Origin of the sequence: Streptomyces sp. NRRL S-118, from assembly GCF_000716335.1 — a bacterium.
Taxonomy (GTDB): domain Bacteria; phylum Actinomycetota; class Actinomycetes; order Streptomycetales; family Streptomycetaceae; genus Streptomyces.
The window spans coordinates 12769-26461 of the sequence record NZ_JOBL01000100.1 but is presented as its reverse complement, the minus strand read 5'-3'; the positions used below and the strand labels follow the sequence as shown (position 1 = coordinate 26461).

The following is a 13693-nucleotide window of genomic DNA, read 5'->3' as shown; positions in this document are numbered from 1 at the left end:
GGCGGGCGAACCCCGCGAGGATTGCCCAGGATCACCCCATGCGTGCCTTTCTTGCTTCCTCGATCGGCGTCGTCTGCGCCGCCGCCTTCGTCCTGCCGACCTCCACCGGCGCCTTGGCCGGCGAGGCATCCGTGCCCGGCTCCACCCAGTCCCTGCCCCTGGTGCCCCTCCCCTCCGAACGGTCCACCGGTGAGGCGGTGCAGGGGCTGCTGAAGCGGGACGTCAGGCCCTTCTCGCTGGTCGGTGTCGTCTGGGACGACCCCGACGACGAACTGCACGGCACCGTCCAGGTCCGCACCCGCGCCACCGGCACCGGCATCTGGTCCGGCTGGCAGTCGGTGGAGACGCACAACCACGCGCACGCCGCCGACCCGGGCACGCCCGAGCGCGAGTCGCGCACGGTGCGCGGCTCGACGGCCCCGCTGTGGGTGGGTGATTCGGACGCCGTCGAGGTGCGGGTGCGCTCCGAGGCGCCCCGGGCGGGTGCCGCCGTCGCTCCGCTGCCGCGGGGACTGCGCATCGAACTCGTCGACCCGGGCGACGACCCGCCGGCCGGTCCGGCCCCGGCACCGGGCCCGGAGGTCCCGGACACCGGCACGACCTCGGACACCGGTACGGACACCGCCGGCACCGTCCTCACCCCCGAGGAGGCGGCCAGCTCCGCGGTCAACGCCGACCTCGCCGCCCTCGGCGCCCTGGAGATCCCGGAGCTCTCCAAGGAGGAGACCGAGGCGGCCATCGAGACCGAGGCCGGCGCGGCCAAGCCGTACATCGGTCCGCGGCCCCGCATCGTCACGCGCAAGGGCTGGGGCGCCGACGAGAAACTGCGCGAGCGGGACTTCATCTACACCAAGTCCGTCCAGGCGGCGTTCGTCCACCACAGCGCCACCGGCAACAACTACACCTGCCAGCAGGCGCCCTCCGTTCTGCGCAGTATCTACCGCTACCACGTCGTGAGCAGCGGCTGGCGGGACATCGGCTACAACTTCGCGGTCGACAAGTGCGGAAACATCTACGAAGGCCGGGCAGGAGGCGTGGCCAAGCCCGTGATGGGCGCGCACACGCTCGGCTTCAACAGCAACAGCATGGGCATCGCCGTGCTCGGCACGTACAGTTCCACCACGCCGCCCGCGGCCGCGGTCACCGGCGTCGCCCGCCTCACGGCATGGAAGCTCGGCCTGTACGGGAAGGATCCACGAGGCAAGGCGACGCTGACGTCCGGAGGCGGCAACCTGTACGCGAAGGGCACGAAGGTCAGCCTCAACGTCATCTCCGGGCACAGGGACGGGTTCTCGACCGAGTGCCCGGGGGCCCGGCTGTACGACAAGCTCGGTACCGCCAGGACGTCCGCGGCCACCTACCAGGGCCGGTGACCGACCGGTAACGGCGGTCCCGAACGGTCTGCATACACTGTCCGGTCGTATCGGTCATATAACCGATCAACCATCCATCGACCGGACCCAGCAGGAAGCAGAGACGACTGGTGACAGAAGCGATCCTCCTGGTCGGTGGCAAGGGGACCCGGCTGCGGCCGATGACCGTCCACACGCCCAAGCCGATGGTCCCGGCGGCCGGTGTGCCGTTCCTCACGCACCAGCTCGCCCGTGCGCGGGCCGCCGGCGTCGAGCACATCGTGCTGGCGACCTCGTACCTCGCCGAGGTGTTCGAGCCGTACTTCGGGGACGGCTCGTCCCTCGGCCTGCACATCGAGTACGTCACCGAGGAGGAGCCGCTCGGCACCGGCGGAGCCATCCGGAACGTCGCCTCGCGCCTGCACTCGGGCCCCGAGGAGCCGGTGCTCATCTTCAACGGGGACATCCTCACCGGCCTCGACATCCGGGCGCTCGTGGACACCCACCGCTCCTCCGGCGCCGACATCTCGCTGCACCTCACCCGGGTGGAGGACCCGCGGGCCTTCGGGCTCGTGCCCACCGACGCCACCGGACGCGTCACGGCGTTCCTGGAAAAGCCGCAGACGCCCGAGGAGATCGTCACCGACCAGATCAACGCGGGCGCGTACGTCTTCCGGCGCTCCGTCATCGACACCATCCCGGCCGGACGTCCGGTCTCCGTCGAGCGCGAGACCTTCCCCGACCTCCTCGCGGCCGGCGCCCACCTCCAGGGCATGGTGGACAGCACCTACTGGCTGGACCTCGGCACCCCGCAGGCGTTCGTCCGCGGCTCCGCCGACCTGGTGCTGGGCCGCGCCCCCTCCCCGGCGGTGCCGGGCCGCTGCGGCGACCGGCTGGTGCTGCCGACCGCGACCGTCGCCGTGGACGCCAAGCTGACCGGCGGCACCGTCGTCGGCGCCGGCGCGACGGTCGGCGAGGGCGCCCGGATCCAGGGCAGCGTCCTGCTCGACGGCGCGGTCGTGGAGGCGGGCGCGGTGGTCACCGACTCGCTCATCGGCGAGGGCGCCCGGGTCGGCGCGCGGACGGTCCTGCACGGCGCGGTCATCGGCGACGGCGCGCACGTGGGCGCCGACAACGAGCTGCGCGACGGCGTACGGGTGTGGTGCGCGGCACACATCCCGGACCGGACGATCCGCTTCTCGTCGGACCAGTAGGGCGGCCGGGGGTCTAGGCTCGAAGGGCCCCGCCCCCGAGGCACCCGAGGCATCCCGAGGAACAGAGCGACCCGTGGCCGGCCGTTACGCCCCCCGCCCGACCCGCACCACCGTGCGCGGCGGCCACGTCGCCCTGCCCGCGCAGGCGTCCCGGCCCGCCGCGGGCCCCCGCGTGCGGACGTGGACGTCGCCCTGGCCGCTGGACCTGGGCCTCGTCCTCGGCCCCCTCAAACGCGGGCCGGCCGACCCGACGTTCCGCATCACCCCGGACGGCTCCGTCTGGCGGGCCAGCCGTACGCCCGCGGGCCCCGGGACGCTGCGGGTCGCGGCGCGCGGCGGCTCCGTCGAGGCGGAGGCGTGGGGCCCCGGCGCCGAGTGGCTCCTCGACCGCCTCCCGGCGCTCCTCGGCGCCGACGACGACCCGTCCGCCTTCACCGCCCACCACCCCCTCGTCGCCGAGGCGCTCCGCCGCCGACCGGGCCTGCGGCTCGCCCGCACCGGGCTGGTCCTGGAGTCGCTGATCCCGTCGATCCTGGAGCAGAAGGTCACCACGGTCGAGGCGTACGGCTCCTGGCGCGTGCTGGTCCGCCGGTTCGGCGAGCCCGCACCCGGCCCGGACGACCGCCTGTACGTCATGCCGGACCCCCGCGCCTGGGCGCTCATCCCGTCCTGGGAGTGGCACCGTGCGAACGTCGACTCCAAGCGCTCGGCGACCGTCCTGCGCGCCGTCCGGGTGGCCCGCCGCATGGAGGAGGCCGCGACGATGGACCCGGTCGCGGCCCGGCAGCGCCTGGAACTCATCCCCGGCATCGGTCCCTGGACCTCCGCCGAGACGGTCCAGCGCACCAACGGCGCGCCGGACGCGGTGACCGTCGGCGACTACCACCTGCCCGGCATCGTGGGCCACGCGCTGGCCGGCCGCCGCGACGCCGACGACGCGGAGATGCTGGAGCTCCTGGCCCCCTACGCAGGCCAGCGCCACCGCGCAGCCCGCCTGATCCTCCTCAGCGGCCGCACCCCGCCACGCCGCGCGCCCCGCATGACCCCGAGGGACATCACCTCGCTCTAGGCGATGGCCCTCGGGTCCTGCCGGGCTCGCGATGCCCGCTGCCGCGCCGCCGCTCCGGCCGTTCGACGAGACGCCCCCTGACGCCGGAGCGCGCCGAGGCCCGCCGTACCCCGGCCGGGGGCCCACCTCCATCGCGCCTTCGGTTTCCGCGCCGGGAGGTGTCAGCGGACCTGTACGAACGCCGCCACGTCGCGTTCCCCGCGGGGCCGCGGCACCCCGGCCGGGCGGCCCACCGCCACCGCGCCCATCGGGTCCCACCCGGCCGGCAGGTCCAGCACCTCGCGGACCACGTCGCGGCAGAACATCGTCGACGACACCCACGCCGAGCCGAGCTGCTCGCCCGACAGCGCCACGAGGAAGTTCTGCACGCCCGCGCCCGCCGCGACCACGAACATCTCGCGCTCCGCCGTGTCGCGCCGCGCGTCGCCGTAGGTGTGGGCGCCGTCCGTCACGAGGCACGGCACCACCAGGTACGGGGCCCGGCGCAGCACGTCCCCGCGGCGGACGCGCCGCGCGACGGCCTCCTCGTCGAGGCCGTCGGCCCGCAGGTCGGCCCGCCAGGCGTCACGCATCGCGTCCAGCAGCCGCAGCCGCGACGACTCCGACTCCAGCAGCACGAAACGCCAGGGCGTCGTGTGGTGCGGCGCGGGCGCCGTCAGCGCCGCGGCGACCGCCCGCCGCACCGCACCCGGGTCCACCGGCTCGTCCGTGAACTCCCGTACCGTGCGCCGCAGAGTGACCGCCTCGCGCACCGCCTCCGACGTACCGAGCCGGAACATGTCGTTCTCCGCGCCGCGCACCAGCGCCCGGGCGCCCTCGGTGTCGTCGTCCGCCACCAGGTGCGGCAGCCCGCGCACCACCGCGACCGGCAGTCCCGTCGCCTTGCCCTTGACCAGGTCGCCCGCCGCGGCGAGCTCGTCGGCCGTGGCGACGACGGTCACGCCGAGCGTGTTGCCGTGCGCGTCGGTGGCGCCGCGGAGGTCGTCGAGCACCCGCACGCCCGCCGCGCCGATGGCCACATCGGTCAGTCCGCTGCGCCAGGGCCGCCCGAACGTGTCGGTGACGACGACACCCACGTCGACGCCCAGCGCCTCGCGCAGCCCCTTGCGGATGCGCCGTGCGGACGCGTCGGGGTCCTCGGGCAGCAACAGCACGGTCCCGGCGGGCGTGTTGGACGCGTCGACGCCCGCGGCGGCCATCACCAGCCCCTGCCGGTTCTCGACGATCCGCAGCGTTCCGCGCCGCGCCACCACCCGTACCGTCTCGGCGTCGATCGCCGCGTCACGGTCCTCGGCGGCGGCGACGCGCCCCTCCGCCTTGCTGACGATCTTCGAGGTGACGATCAGCACGTCCCCGTCGGCCAGGCCCGGCCCGGGCGAGCCGGACACCGCCGTGGCGATCAGCCCGGCGAGGTCGTCGCCCGGCCCGATCTCCGGCAGCCCGGGCACCGCCCACACCCGGTAGGACGGGGACGTCACGCACGCACCTCCTCGGCGAGCGCCAGCGCCTCACGCGCCATCCGCGCCGTCGCCTCGGCATCGGTCATCATCAGCGGTACCGCGCGGCAGCGGATCCCCGCCTCCTCGACCTCCGCGACCGCGGCGGCGTCGACCGTGTCGACGAGCCAGCCGTCCAGCAGCCCGGAGCCGTAGTGCCGCGCGACCGCCGCGGCGGTGGCCTCGACGCCGATAGCGGCGAGCACCTTGTCGGCCATGCCCCGTACGGGCGCGCCGCCGACGATGGGGGAGAGCCCCACGACCGGGACGCCCGCGTCGGCGACGGCCTCACGGATGCCGGGCACGGCGAGGATCGTGCCGATGCTGACGACCGGGTTGGACGGCGGGAAGAGCACGACGTCCGCCTCGCCGATGGCCTCCAGCACGCCGGGCGCCGGCTTGGCCTGTTCGGCGCCGACGGGCACGATCGCCTGCGCGTCCACGGAGGCACGCAGGCGGACCCAGTACTCCTGGAAGTGCACGGCCCTGCGCTCGCCGTCGAGCTCGACGGCGACGTGCGTCTCGACGCGGTCGTCGGACATCGGCAGCAGCCGCACGCCCGGCTTCCACCGCGCGCACAGTGCCTCGGTGACGGCGCTCAGCGGGTAGCCGGCGCTCAGCATCTGCGTACGGACGATGTGCGTGGCGAAGTCGCGGTCGCCGAGCCCGAACCACTCGGGGCCGACCCCGTACGCGGCGAGTTCGCTCTTGACCTGGAAGGTCTCGTCCGCCCGCCCCCAGCCCCGCTCCTCGTCGATGCCACCGCCGAGGGTGTACATCACCGTGTCGAGGTCGGGGCAGACCTTCAGCCCGAACAGATGGATGTCGTCACCGGTGTTGCCGATGACCGTGATGTCCGCGTCGGGCGCGGCCTGCTTGAGGCCGCGCAGAAAACGGGCACCGCCGATGCCGCCGGCCAGAACCACAATGCGCATGGCGCACAGTCTGTCAGCCGCGGACCGGTCGCGGACGGGGGGTCGGGCGGGACGGCCCGCCGCCGTCAGGCGGGTACGGCGTCCCCGGCGGCCGGGGCGGTCGGTCCCGGCCCGCACTCCGCGTGCCGGAGCCCGTCGTGCATCGGCATGTCGGTCAGGCCCGGGTAGTAGACGTGCAGGCTGACGGCCGGTTCGAGCGAGTCGTTGACGACCTCGTGCGCGTACCCGGGAGCGAAGACGCGCTGCGCGCCCGGCGACAGCTTCCGCGCGCCCCGGTCCGTACGCTCCGTCAGCCGGCCTTCGAGGACGGTCAGTACGCCGGAGGACCCGCCGTGGTCGTGGAGGCCGGTGCCCTGTCCGGGGACCCAGGACAGCAGCCACACCTCGTAGCCGGGGCCGGTGCGCAGCCGGTGGTACCAGCGGCTGGTGGCGTCGTACTGGACGAGCGGTGCCCATCGCGCGCGGTCGGCGGCGATGGAGCGGGCGAGCCCGGCGAATTCGGCGACGGTCGAGGGGTGCGCCTTGGCGGGCTGGAGGAGGTGCTGTACGGCGAGGATGTCGCCGGCGATCTGGAGGTCGCTGTCGCTGTTCATGGAGTGGGGTGGTCCCTCGGAATGAAGAAGCGGTGCGGGTGCGGTGCGGATGCGCGGGAGCGGTGAGCGCACGAGGCTGGGGTCACGCGGCGGAGGACGCCGCGGGAGGTGCTGCGGGAAAAGGCTGGAGCGCTACGGCATCAACAGCTGGGACAGCTACAGCGACAGCGACAGCACGTCAGGGCGGGCAGGACAGCGCTGCGGAACCCACGGGCGTGGGTCGCGGAGGGCGCTGTGGTCGCTGGCATGAGTCAAAGGTGACCGGCCCGATATACCGCTGTCAACCCAATGCCCGATTTGGCGGCAATGTTTCACCTCATCCGGTTACTCCGTCCGGAGAAAGGTTTGTGCGGCCGCGAAGCCGGACACATGGCGCTGCAACCGCCCGCGCAAACGTCGTCGCGGTCTCGTGACCTGACTGTGATCCGGGTCGCTTCACCACCTCGATCGCAACAAGATCGAAGCCGCGGACGTCTCCCCTTCGAGAGGTGCGCAGGCGTGCTGAAAGGAAGGGTGCGGGCGCGGGAGCGGCATGTGTCTCATTTTTGCTGATTTGAACACTTTCCGCATAGCCTTGGTTCCGCAGAGTGAATACCGGGCCCAATAGCAGATCTCGGCTTGACTGGCCCGGAGCACCGCACTTGTAATTTCACCCGTGTCGTTCGCCTGAAAACGGGAAAGCGGGGCGACACGTACGGGGACGCAATGACAGACGAGGGGCGCACATGACCGAGTTGTTCCAGGAACTGCTGGTCGAGGACGCGGACGAGGAACTCGGCTGGCAGGAGCGCGCGTTGTGCGCCCAGACCGATCCCGAGTCCTTCTTCCCCGAGAAGGGCGGTTCCACGCGCGAGGCGAAGAAGGTGTGCCTCGCCTGCGAAGTCCGTTCGGAATGCCTCGAATACGCGCTCGCCAATGACGAAAGATTCGGAATCTGGGGCGGGCTGTCCGAGCGTGAGCGCCGACGGCTGAAGAAAGCCGCTGTCTGAGCGCCGCTCGACCCCCTCCGCCCGCCGTCGCGGGCCCGGCCGCCCGCCGGACGCGCACCCGGCCGCCCGCCGTCGCGCACCCGGCCGCCCGCCGTGCCGGCGCCACCGCGACGAAACGGCACACACCTAGGCAAAGGCGCAAACAGGCGCAAAACAAGAGGCGTACAGCTGAGGCGTGACCGACGGTCCGCCGCCCGTGCTCTGTCCACAGGCGGCGGACCGCTGTCGTGCCAGCCATTAGTGTGGGGCTCCGTCCGAGACGCTCCCACGCCCCCAGCGGGCGACCCCCCGGCCGGAGGGCCCGTACCTCGATGTCCGCCACCACCGCCGCGTTTTCCCCCGCATCGCCCGCGCACCAGCCCGAGTTCCCGCGACACGTCGTCACGGCCGTGCTCGTCTCCCACGACGGTGCCCGCTGGCTGCCGGACGTCCTCGCCGGACTGCTCGGCCAGGAACGCCCCGTACAGAACGTCATCGCCGCCGACACCGGCAGCGCCGACGACTCCGCACGGCTGGTCACCGAGGCGATCGGCGACGAGCGGGTGCTCCACCTCGCCCGCCGCACCGGCTTCGGCGCCGCCGTCGAGGAGGCCGCCCGCACGGCGGCCGTCCTCGGCCCCGACGACCTGCCGTACCTGAAGCGGCCCAGCGGCTGGGACCCCGTCAGCCGCACCTGGCGCGACGAGGCGTACGACATGCCGGAGCTGCCGCACGGCGAGCCCGTCCAGTGGCTGTGGCTGCTCCACGACGACTCCGCCCCCGAGCCCGACGCCCTCGCCGAGCTGCTCCGTGTCGCGGACAGCGACGAGTACGCCGCGATCGTCGGCCCCAAGCTGCGCGGCTGGTACGACCGCAAGCAGCTGCTCGAGGTCGGCGTCTCCATCGCCAACAGCGGCCGCCGCTGGACCGGCCTGGACCGCCGCGAACAGGACCAGGGCCAGCACGACCAGATCCGCTCCGTCCTGTCCGTCTCCAGCGCCGGCATGCTCGTCCGCCGCGACGTCTTCGAGCAGCTCGGCGGCTTCGACCGGCGTCTGCCCCTGATGCGCGACGACGTCGACCTGTGCTGGCGCGCCCACGCCGCCGGCCACCGCGTCCTCGTCGCCCCCGACGCCGTCCTGCGCCACGCCGAGGCGTCCGCGCGCGAGCGGCGCAGCGTCGACTGCGTGGGGCGCTCGGTGGCCAGCCCGCACCGTGTCGACAAGGCCGGCGCCGTCTACACCCTGCTGGCCAACGCGCGCGGCGCCGCCTTCCCCTGGGTCCTGCTCCGCCTGGTCGTCGGCACCCTGCTGCGTACCCTCGCCTACCTCGTCGGCAAGGCACCCGGCCAGGCCGTCGACGAAGTCATGGGCCTCTTCGGCACGCTGCTGCGGCCCGAGCGGATCATCGCCGCCCGCCGCAGACGCAGCCGCCGGGCCGTCGAACCGGCCGAACTGCGCCCGCTGTTCCCGCCGCCGGGCGCCACCGTCCGCGCCACCGTCGAGCAGGTGATGTCCAACGTCGGCGGCTCGGACGCCGATTCGGGCGGCTCCCGGCACGGTGCCGTCGAATCCGGACCGGGCGGGGACGACGCCGACTTCCTGGAGATCGAGCAGTTCGCCCGCCTGAAGAAGATCGCCCACAAACCGGGCCCGGTCCTCTTCGCCCTGCTGCTCGTCGTCTCCGTGGTCGCCTGCCGCGGCCTGTTCGGCGCCGGCTCCCTCGCCGGCGGCGCGCTGCTGCCCGCCCCCGACGGGGTCGGCGAGCTGTGGAGCCGGTACGCCGACGCCTGGCACCCGCTCTCCACCGGCGGCACCCAGAGCGCGCCCCCGTACCTGGCGGTCCTCGCCGTCCTGTCCGCGCTGTTCCTCGGCTCGACCGGCCTCGCGCTCACCGTGCTGCTCGTCTGCTCCGTACCGCTGGCCGGCGTGACCGCGTACTTCGCCTCGCGCGCGCTCGTCGAGTCCCGGCTGCTGCGTGCCTGGGGCGCCATCGCGTACGCCTTCCTCCCGGCCGCGACCGGCGCTCTGGCCACCGGGCGGCTCGGCACCGCCGTCCTCGCCGTCGTCCTGCCGCTGCTCGCCCGCGCCGCCGTCGCCGCCCACGGGCTGCGCGGCGGCGGGAGGGGCGCGGCCCGCGGCAGCTGGCGTGCCACCTGGGCGTACACGCTCCTGATCACCTTCACCATGGCGTTCACGCCGGTCGTGTGGCCACTCGCCGTGGTCCTCGGCATCGCCGTCCTGGTCCTGCGGCGCGACGACATCACCGCGTACGGGCTGCGCTTCCTCGCCGCCGTCGGCACCCCGCTGCTCGTCCTCGCCCCCTGGTCGCTGTCGCTGCTGACCGACCCGTCCGCCTTCCTCGACGAGGCGGGCATGGACATCGGTACGGGGTCGGCGAGCGCGCTCGACCTGCTCGGCGCCGACCCGGGCGGCCCGAAGACCGTCGGCGGACTCGTCCTCTTCGGCCTGGTCCTGGCCGCGCTGGCGGCCCTGCTGCGCGGCGAGCGCCGGTTCGCCGTCCTCACCGCGTGGGTCACCGCGCTGACCGGTCTGGTGTTCGCCGTGGTCGGCAACGCGTCGGGCTGGGCCGGCCCCGCCACCCTCGTGTACGGCATCGCCCTGCTCGCGGCGGGCATGCTCGGCGCGGAAGGCGGCCGCACGCGCGTCGCCGCGCAGAGCTTCGGCTGGCGCCAGCCCGTGGCCGTGCTGATCGCCCTCGCCGCCGCGGCCGGCCCGCTCGTCTCCGCGGCCGGCTGGATGCTCGGCGGCGCCGCCGGACCGCTGGAGCGGCGCGACCCCGTGCAGGTCCCGGCGTTCGTCGCGGAGGAGAGCGACACCCGCGACCAGCCGCGCACCCTGGTCCTCGGCGGCACCTCGCCGGGCGAGGTCTCGTACACCCTGGTCCGCGGGTCCGGCGGGCGCCTCGGCGACGCCGAGCTCTCCGCGGCCGGCGGCGGCGACGCCCGCCTCGACAAGGTCGTCGCCCACCTCGTCGCGGGCTCCGGCGCCGACCAGTCGGACCAGCTCAGCGGCTTCGCCATCCGGTACGTGCTGGTGCGGGACGGCGCGCCGCGCCGGATGAGCCGCGTCCTGGACGCCACGCCCGGCCTGAGCCGGCTCAGCCAGATCGACGGCAGCGCGCTGTGGCGGGTCGACCGCCAGGTCGCGCGGGCCACCATCGTCCCGGGCGGCGACGGCAAGGGGGAGCGGCTCCCTGTCGCCTCCGGCCCTGTCGAGGCGCACACCGAGATCCCGGCCGGGGGCGGCGGACGCATCCTGCGGATCGCGGACCGCGCGGACGACGGCTGGCAGGCCTCCCTCGACGGGCGGGCGCTGAAGAAGACCACCGTCGACGGCTGGGCGCAGGGCTTCGAACTGCCCGCCGAGGGCGGGCGCCTCGACCTGACCTACGAGGCCCCCCTCACCCACACGGCGTGGGTCTGGACCCAGTGCTTCCTCGCCGTGGTGCTCCTCGTCCTGGCCCTGCCGGGGCGGCGCCGCGACGTCGACGACGACCTCCCGGAGGAGGCCGTCGCGATCCCGGCGCAGGACATCACGGGGGACGGACGACGTGCCCGCCGGTTGCGGGCGGCCGCGGAGGCCGCGGAAGCCGCGGAGGCGGCCGACGCGGAAGCCGCCCGGTCCGGCCGGCCGGAGGCCGACGGCCCGGGCTCCGGCACCGGCTCCGCTGCCGCCCCCGCTCCCGTACCGGATGCCGATCCGTACGCGGCGCAGGCACAGCAGCAGGCGCAACAGACCTACGAACAGTCCTACGGGCAGCAGCAGTACGACCCGTACCAGCAGCAGTACGACCCCTATCAGCCGCAGTACCCGCAGCAGTACGAGCAGTACCCGTACCAGCAGCAGCACCAGCAGTACGACGCGTACGAGCAGTACCAGCAGCAGTACCCGCAGGGGCAGCCGCAGTACGAGCAGGGCACGGCCCAGGCCCAGGCCACCGGCCAGGGGCAGTACGAGCAGGGCCAGGGGCAGTACGGGCAGGGCCCGTACGACCCCTACGGCTACGAGACCGAGCAGCGTCCCGACGGGAGCAGCAACCAGTGAACCGGACGACCCTCTCCCTCCTCGCGGCCGTCACCGCCCTCGCCGCCGTCACCGGCATCGCCGCGCTGACCCAGCCGGAGGGGGCCGGCGGCCCGGCGACCGCGGCGAAGGCCCCGGTCCGGCTGCCGGTGGAGCGTTCCAGCCTGCTGTGCCCCGCGCCCAGCACCTCCGAGGTGGCGGAGACGCTGTACACGTCCTTCACCCCCGCCGCGACCGGGTCCGGCGGCGACAAGGGCGCGGCCGAGCTGAAGCCGTCCGCCGCGAAGGCGGCCGATGAGACGACGGCGGACACCGGGAAGGACGCCAGGAAGGCGGACACGGCGAAGGCGAAGAAGCCGGCCGCGGCCGACAAGCCGGTGGTCACCCTGGCCCAGCCCGGCAAGCCGGTCTCCGCCGAGGCCGACGGCGGCGACGCCCCGGCCCTCGTGGGGACCGCCTCCGGCCGCCTCGCCCCCGGCTGGACCACCCAGCAGACCACCACGGTCCCGGCGGGCGGCGCGCGCGGCCTGCTCGGCGTCAGCTGCACCGCCCCGGACACCGACTTCTGGTTCCCCGGCGCCTCCACCGCCAAGCAGCGCCAGGACTACGTCCACCTGACGAACCCCGACGACACGGCCGTCGTCGCCGACATCGAGCTGCACGGGCCGAAGGGCGCCCTCAAGACCCAGCTCACCGAAGGCATCACCGTCCCCGCCCGGTCCAGCGTGCCGGTCCTGCTGTCCACCCTGACGACGGACCCGGCCGCCGACGACGTCACCGTCCACGTCACCACCCGCAGCGGCAGGGTCGGCGCGGTGGTGCGCTCCGCGGACGACACGCTCGGCAGCGACTGGCTGCCCGCCTCCGCCGACCCCTCCGGCACGCTGGTGCTGCCCGGCATCCCGGCGGACGCCACGTCCGTACGGCTGGTGGCGTTCGCGCCGGGCGAGGACGACGCCGACCTCAGGATCCAGCTCGCCGGCCCGACGGGCACCTTCGTCCCGGCCGCCGCGCGCGAACTGCACGTCAAGTCCGGCATGACCGCGTCCGTCGACCTCAAGGACGTCACGCGCGGCGAGGCCGGCTCGCTGGTCCTGTCGCCCGCCCAGGCCCGGCGGGCCACGCCGGTGGTCGCGGCGCTGCGTGTCGTCCGCGGCAAGGGCGACCGGCAGGAGGTCGCCTTCATCCCGGCGACCGGCCCGGTCGGCGCGCGGGGGACCGTCGCGGACAACCGTGACAAGGGCACGACACTGTCGCTGACCGCGCCCACCGCGACCGCGGAGGTCAGGGTCACGGCCTCCGCGGGCACCCGGGCGGGCACGCCGAGCAGCAAGACGTACACGGTCAAGGCCGGTACGACCCTGGCGGTCACGCCGCCGGTGCCGGCGGGCCTGAAGGGCGCGTACGCGCTGACGGTCGAGACGGTCTCGGGCGGCCCGGTGCACGCGGCGCGCACGCTGGCGGTCCCGGACGACGGCGTCCCGATGTTCACGGTGCAGACCGTGGCGGACGACCGCGGCACGGTGGAGGTGCCGGCGGCCAGGCAGGACCTGTCGGTCCTGGACGACTGAGCCGCTCAGTCCTGCCCGTACCGGGGGTCCACGGACTCCGGCGCGAGCCCCAGCAGGTCGGCCACCTGCTCCACGACGACCTCGTGCACGAGCAGGGCCCGTTCGTCGCGGCTCTTGGCGCGCAGCTCCACCGGACGCCGGTAGACCACGATCCGGGCCGGCCGGTCACGCCCGGCCGGCACCGACGTGCCCAGAGGCACGGACTCGTCGGGGGACACCGGCACCTCCAGGACGTGGAAGTCGACCTCGGCGAGCTGGGGCCATCGGCGCTCCAGCCGTTCGACGGAGTCCTGCACCAGATCCCGGAAGGTGTCCGCGCGGGTGGCGGAGAGCGGTACCTGGGGCGGGGCGACGGGCCCGCGCATGCCGCGGCCGTGCCGATCGCGGCGGCGGGGAGGTACGGAACTGTCCATCACTCACGCAGGGTAGCTCTCCCCTCGCCCATGTCG

Annotated in this window: 10 protein-coding genes; 6 read left to right on the top strand and 4 right to left on the bottom strand. The window is 74.3% G+C overall.

Annotated features, from left to right (window positions below):
- Positions 1 to 38: 38 nt before the first annotated feature.
- From IH00_RS0100635 to IH00_RS0100625, 3 genes are all read left to right on the top strand, one after another.
- Positions 39 to 1373, top strand: a complete 1335-nt coding sequence (locus IH00_RS0100635) for a peptidoglycan recognition protein family protein (RefSeq protein ID WP_031068334.1) — start codon at positions 39 to 41, stop codon at positions 1371 to 1373.
- A gap of 110 nt (positions 1374 to 1483) precedes the next feature.
- Positions 1484 to 2566: a mannose-1-phosphate guanylyltransferase gene (locus IH00_RS0100630; RefSeq protein ID WP_031068332.1), complete on the top strand. Its 1083-nt coding sequence runs from the start codon at positions 1484 to 1486 to the stop codon at positions 2564 to 2566.
- 73 nt (positions 2567 to 2639) lie between these two features.
- Positions 2640 to 3635, top strand: a complete 996-nt coding sequence (locus tag IH00_RS0100625; protein ID WP_031068330.1) for a DNA-3-methyladenine glycosylase family protein — start codon at positions 2640 to 2642, stop codon at positions 3633 to 3635.
- 161 nt (positions 3636 to 3796) lie between these two features.
- On the opposite strand, the gene IH00_RS0100620 is transcribed toward IH00_RS0100625, so the two are convergent.
- The 3 genes from IH00_RS0100620 to IH00_RS0100610 form a co-directional block, all read right to left on the bottom strand.
- Positions 3797 to 5113, bottom strand: a complete 1317-nt coding sequence (locus tag IH00_RS0100620; protein ID WP_031068328.1) for a coenzyme F420-0:L-glutamate ligase — start codon at positions 5111 to 5113, stop codon at positions 3797 to 3799.
- Complete coding sequence (gene cofD / locus IH00_RS0100615; RefSeq protein WP_031068327.1) at positions 5110 to 6066, bottom strand: 2-phospho-L-lactate transferase; 957 nt, start codon at positions 6064 to 6066, stop codon at positions 5110 to 5112. Before cofD ends, IH00_RS0100620 begins: the two co-directional genes overlap by 4 nt.
- A 65-nt stretch (positions 6067 to 6131) precedes the next feature.
- Complete coding sequence (locus IH00_RS0100610; protein ID WP_031068325.1) at positions 6132 to 6659, bottom strand: cysteine dioxygenase; 528 nt, start codon at positions 6657 to 6659, stop codon at positions 6132 to 6134.
- Positions 6660 to 7384: 725 nt separating this feature from the next.
- Here IH00_RS0100610 and IH00_RS0100605 point away from each other — a divergent pair.
- The 3 genes from IH00_RS0100605 (at position 7385) to IH00_RS0100595 (ending at position 13244) form a co-directional block, all read left to right on the top strand.
- Positions 7385 to 7648, top strand: a complete 264-nt coding sequence (locus IH00_RS0100605) for a WhiB family transcriptional regulator (protein ID WP_023588371.1) — start codon at positions 7385 to 7387, stop codon at positions 7646 to 7648.
- A 311-nt stretch (positions 7649 to 7959) separates the two neighbouring features.
- Positions 7960 to 11694 (top strand): glycosyltransferase family 2 protein, encoded by a 3735-nt coding sequence (locus IH00_RS0100600; protein WP_031068322.1) that lies wholly within the window; start codon positions 7960 to 7962, stop codon positions 11692 to 11694.
- On the top strand, positions 11691 to 13244 hold the full coding sequence (locus tag IH00_RS0100595; RefSeq protein ID WP_031068320.1) for a DUF5719 family protein: 1554 nt from the start codon (positions 11691 to 11693) through the stop codon (positions 13242 to 13244). The genes IH00_RS0100600 and IH00_RS0100595 overlap by 4 nt, the downstream gene beginning before the upstream one ends.
- A 5-nt stretch (positions 13245 to 13249) precedes the next feature.
- On the opposite strand, the gene IH00_RS0100590 is transcribed toward IH00_RS0100595, so the two are convergent.
- Positions 13250 to 13657, bottom strand: a complete 408-nt coding sequence (locus IH00_RS0100590; protein WP_031068319.1) for a metallopeptidase family protein — start codon at positions 13655 to 13657, stop codon at positions 13250 to 13252.
- Positions 13658 to 13693: the final 36 nt, after the last annotated feature.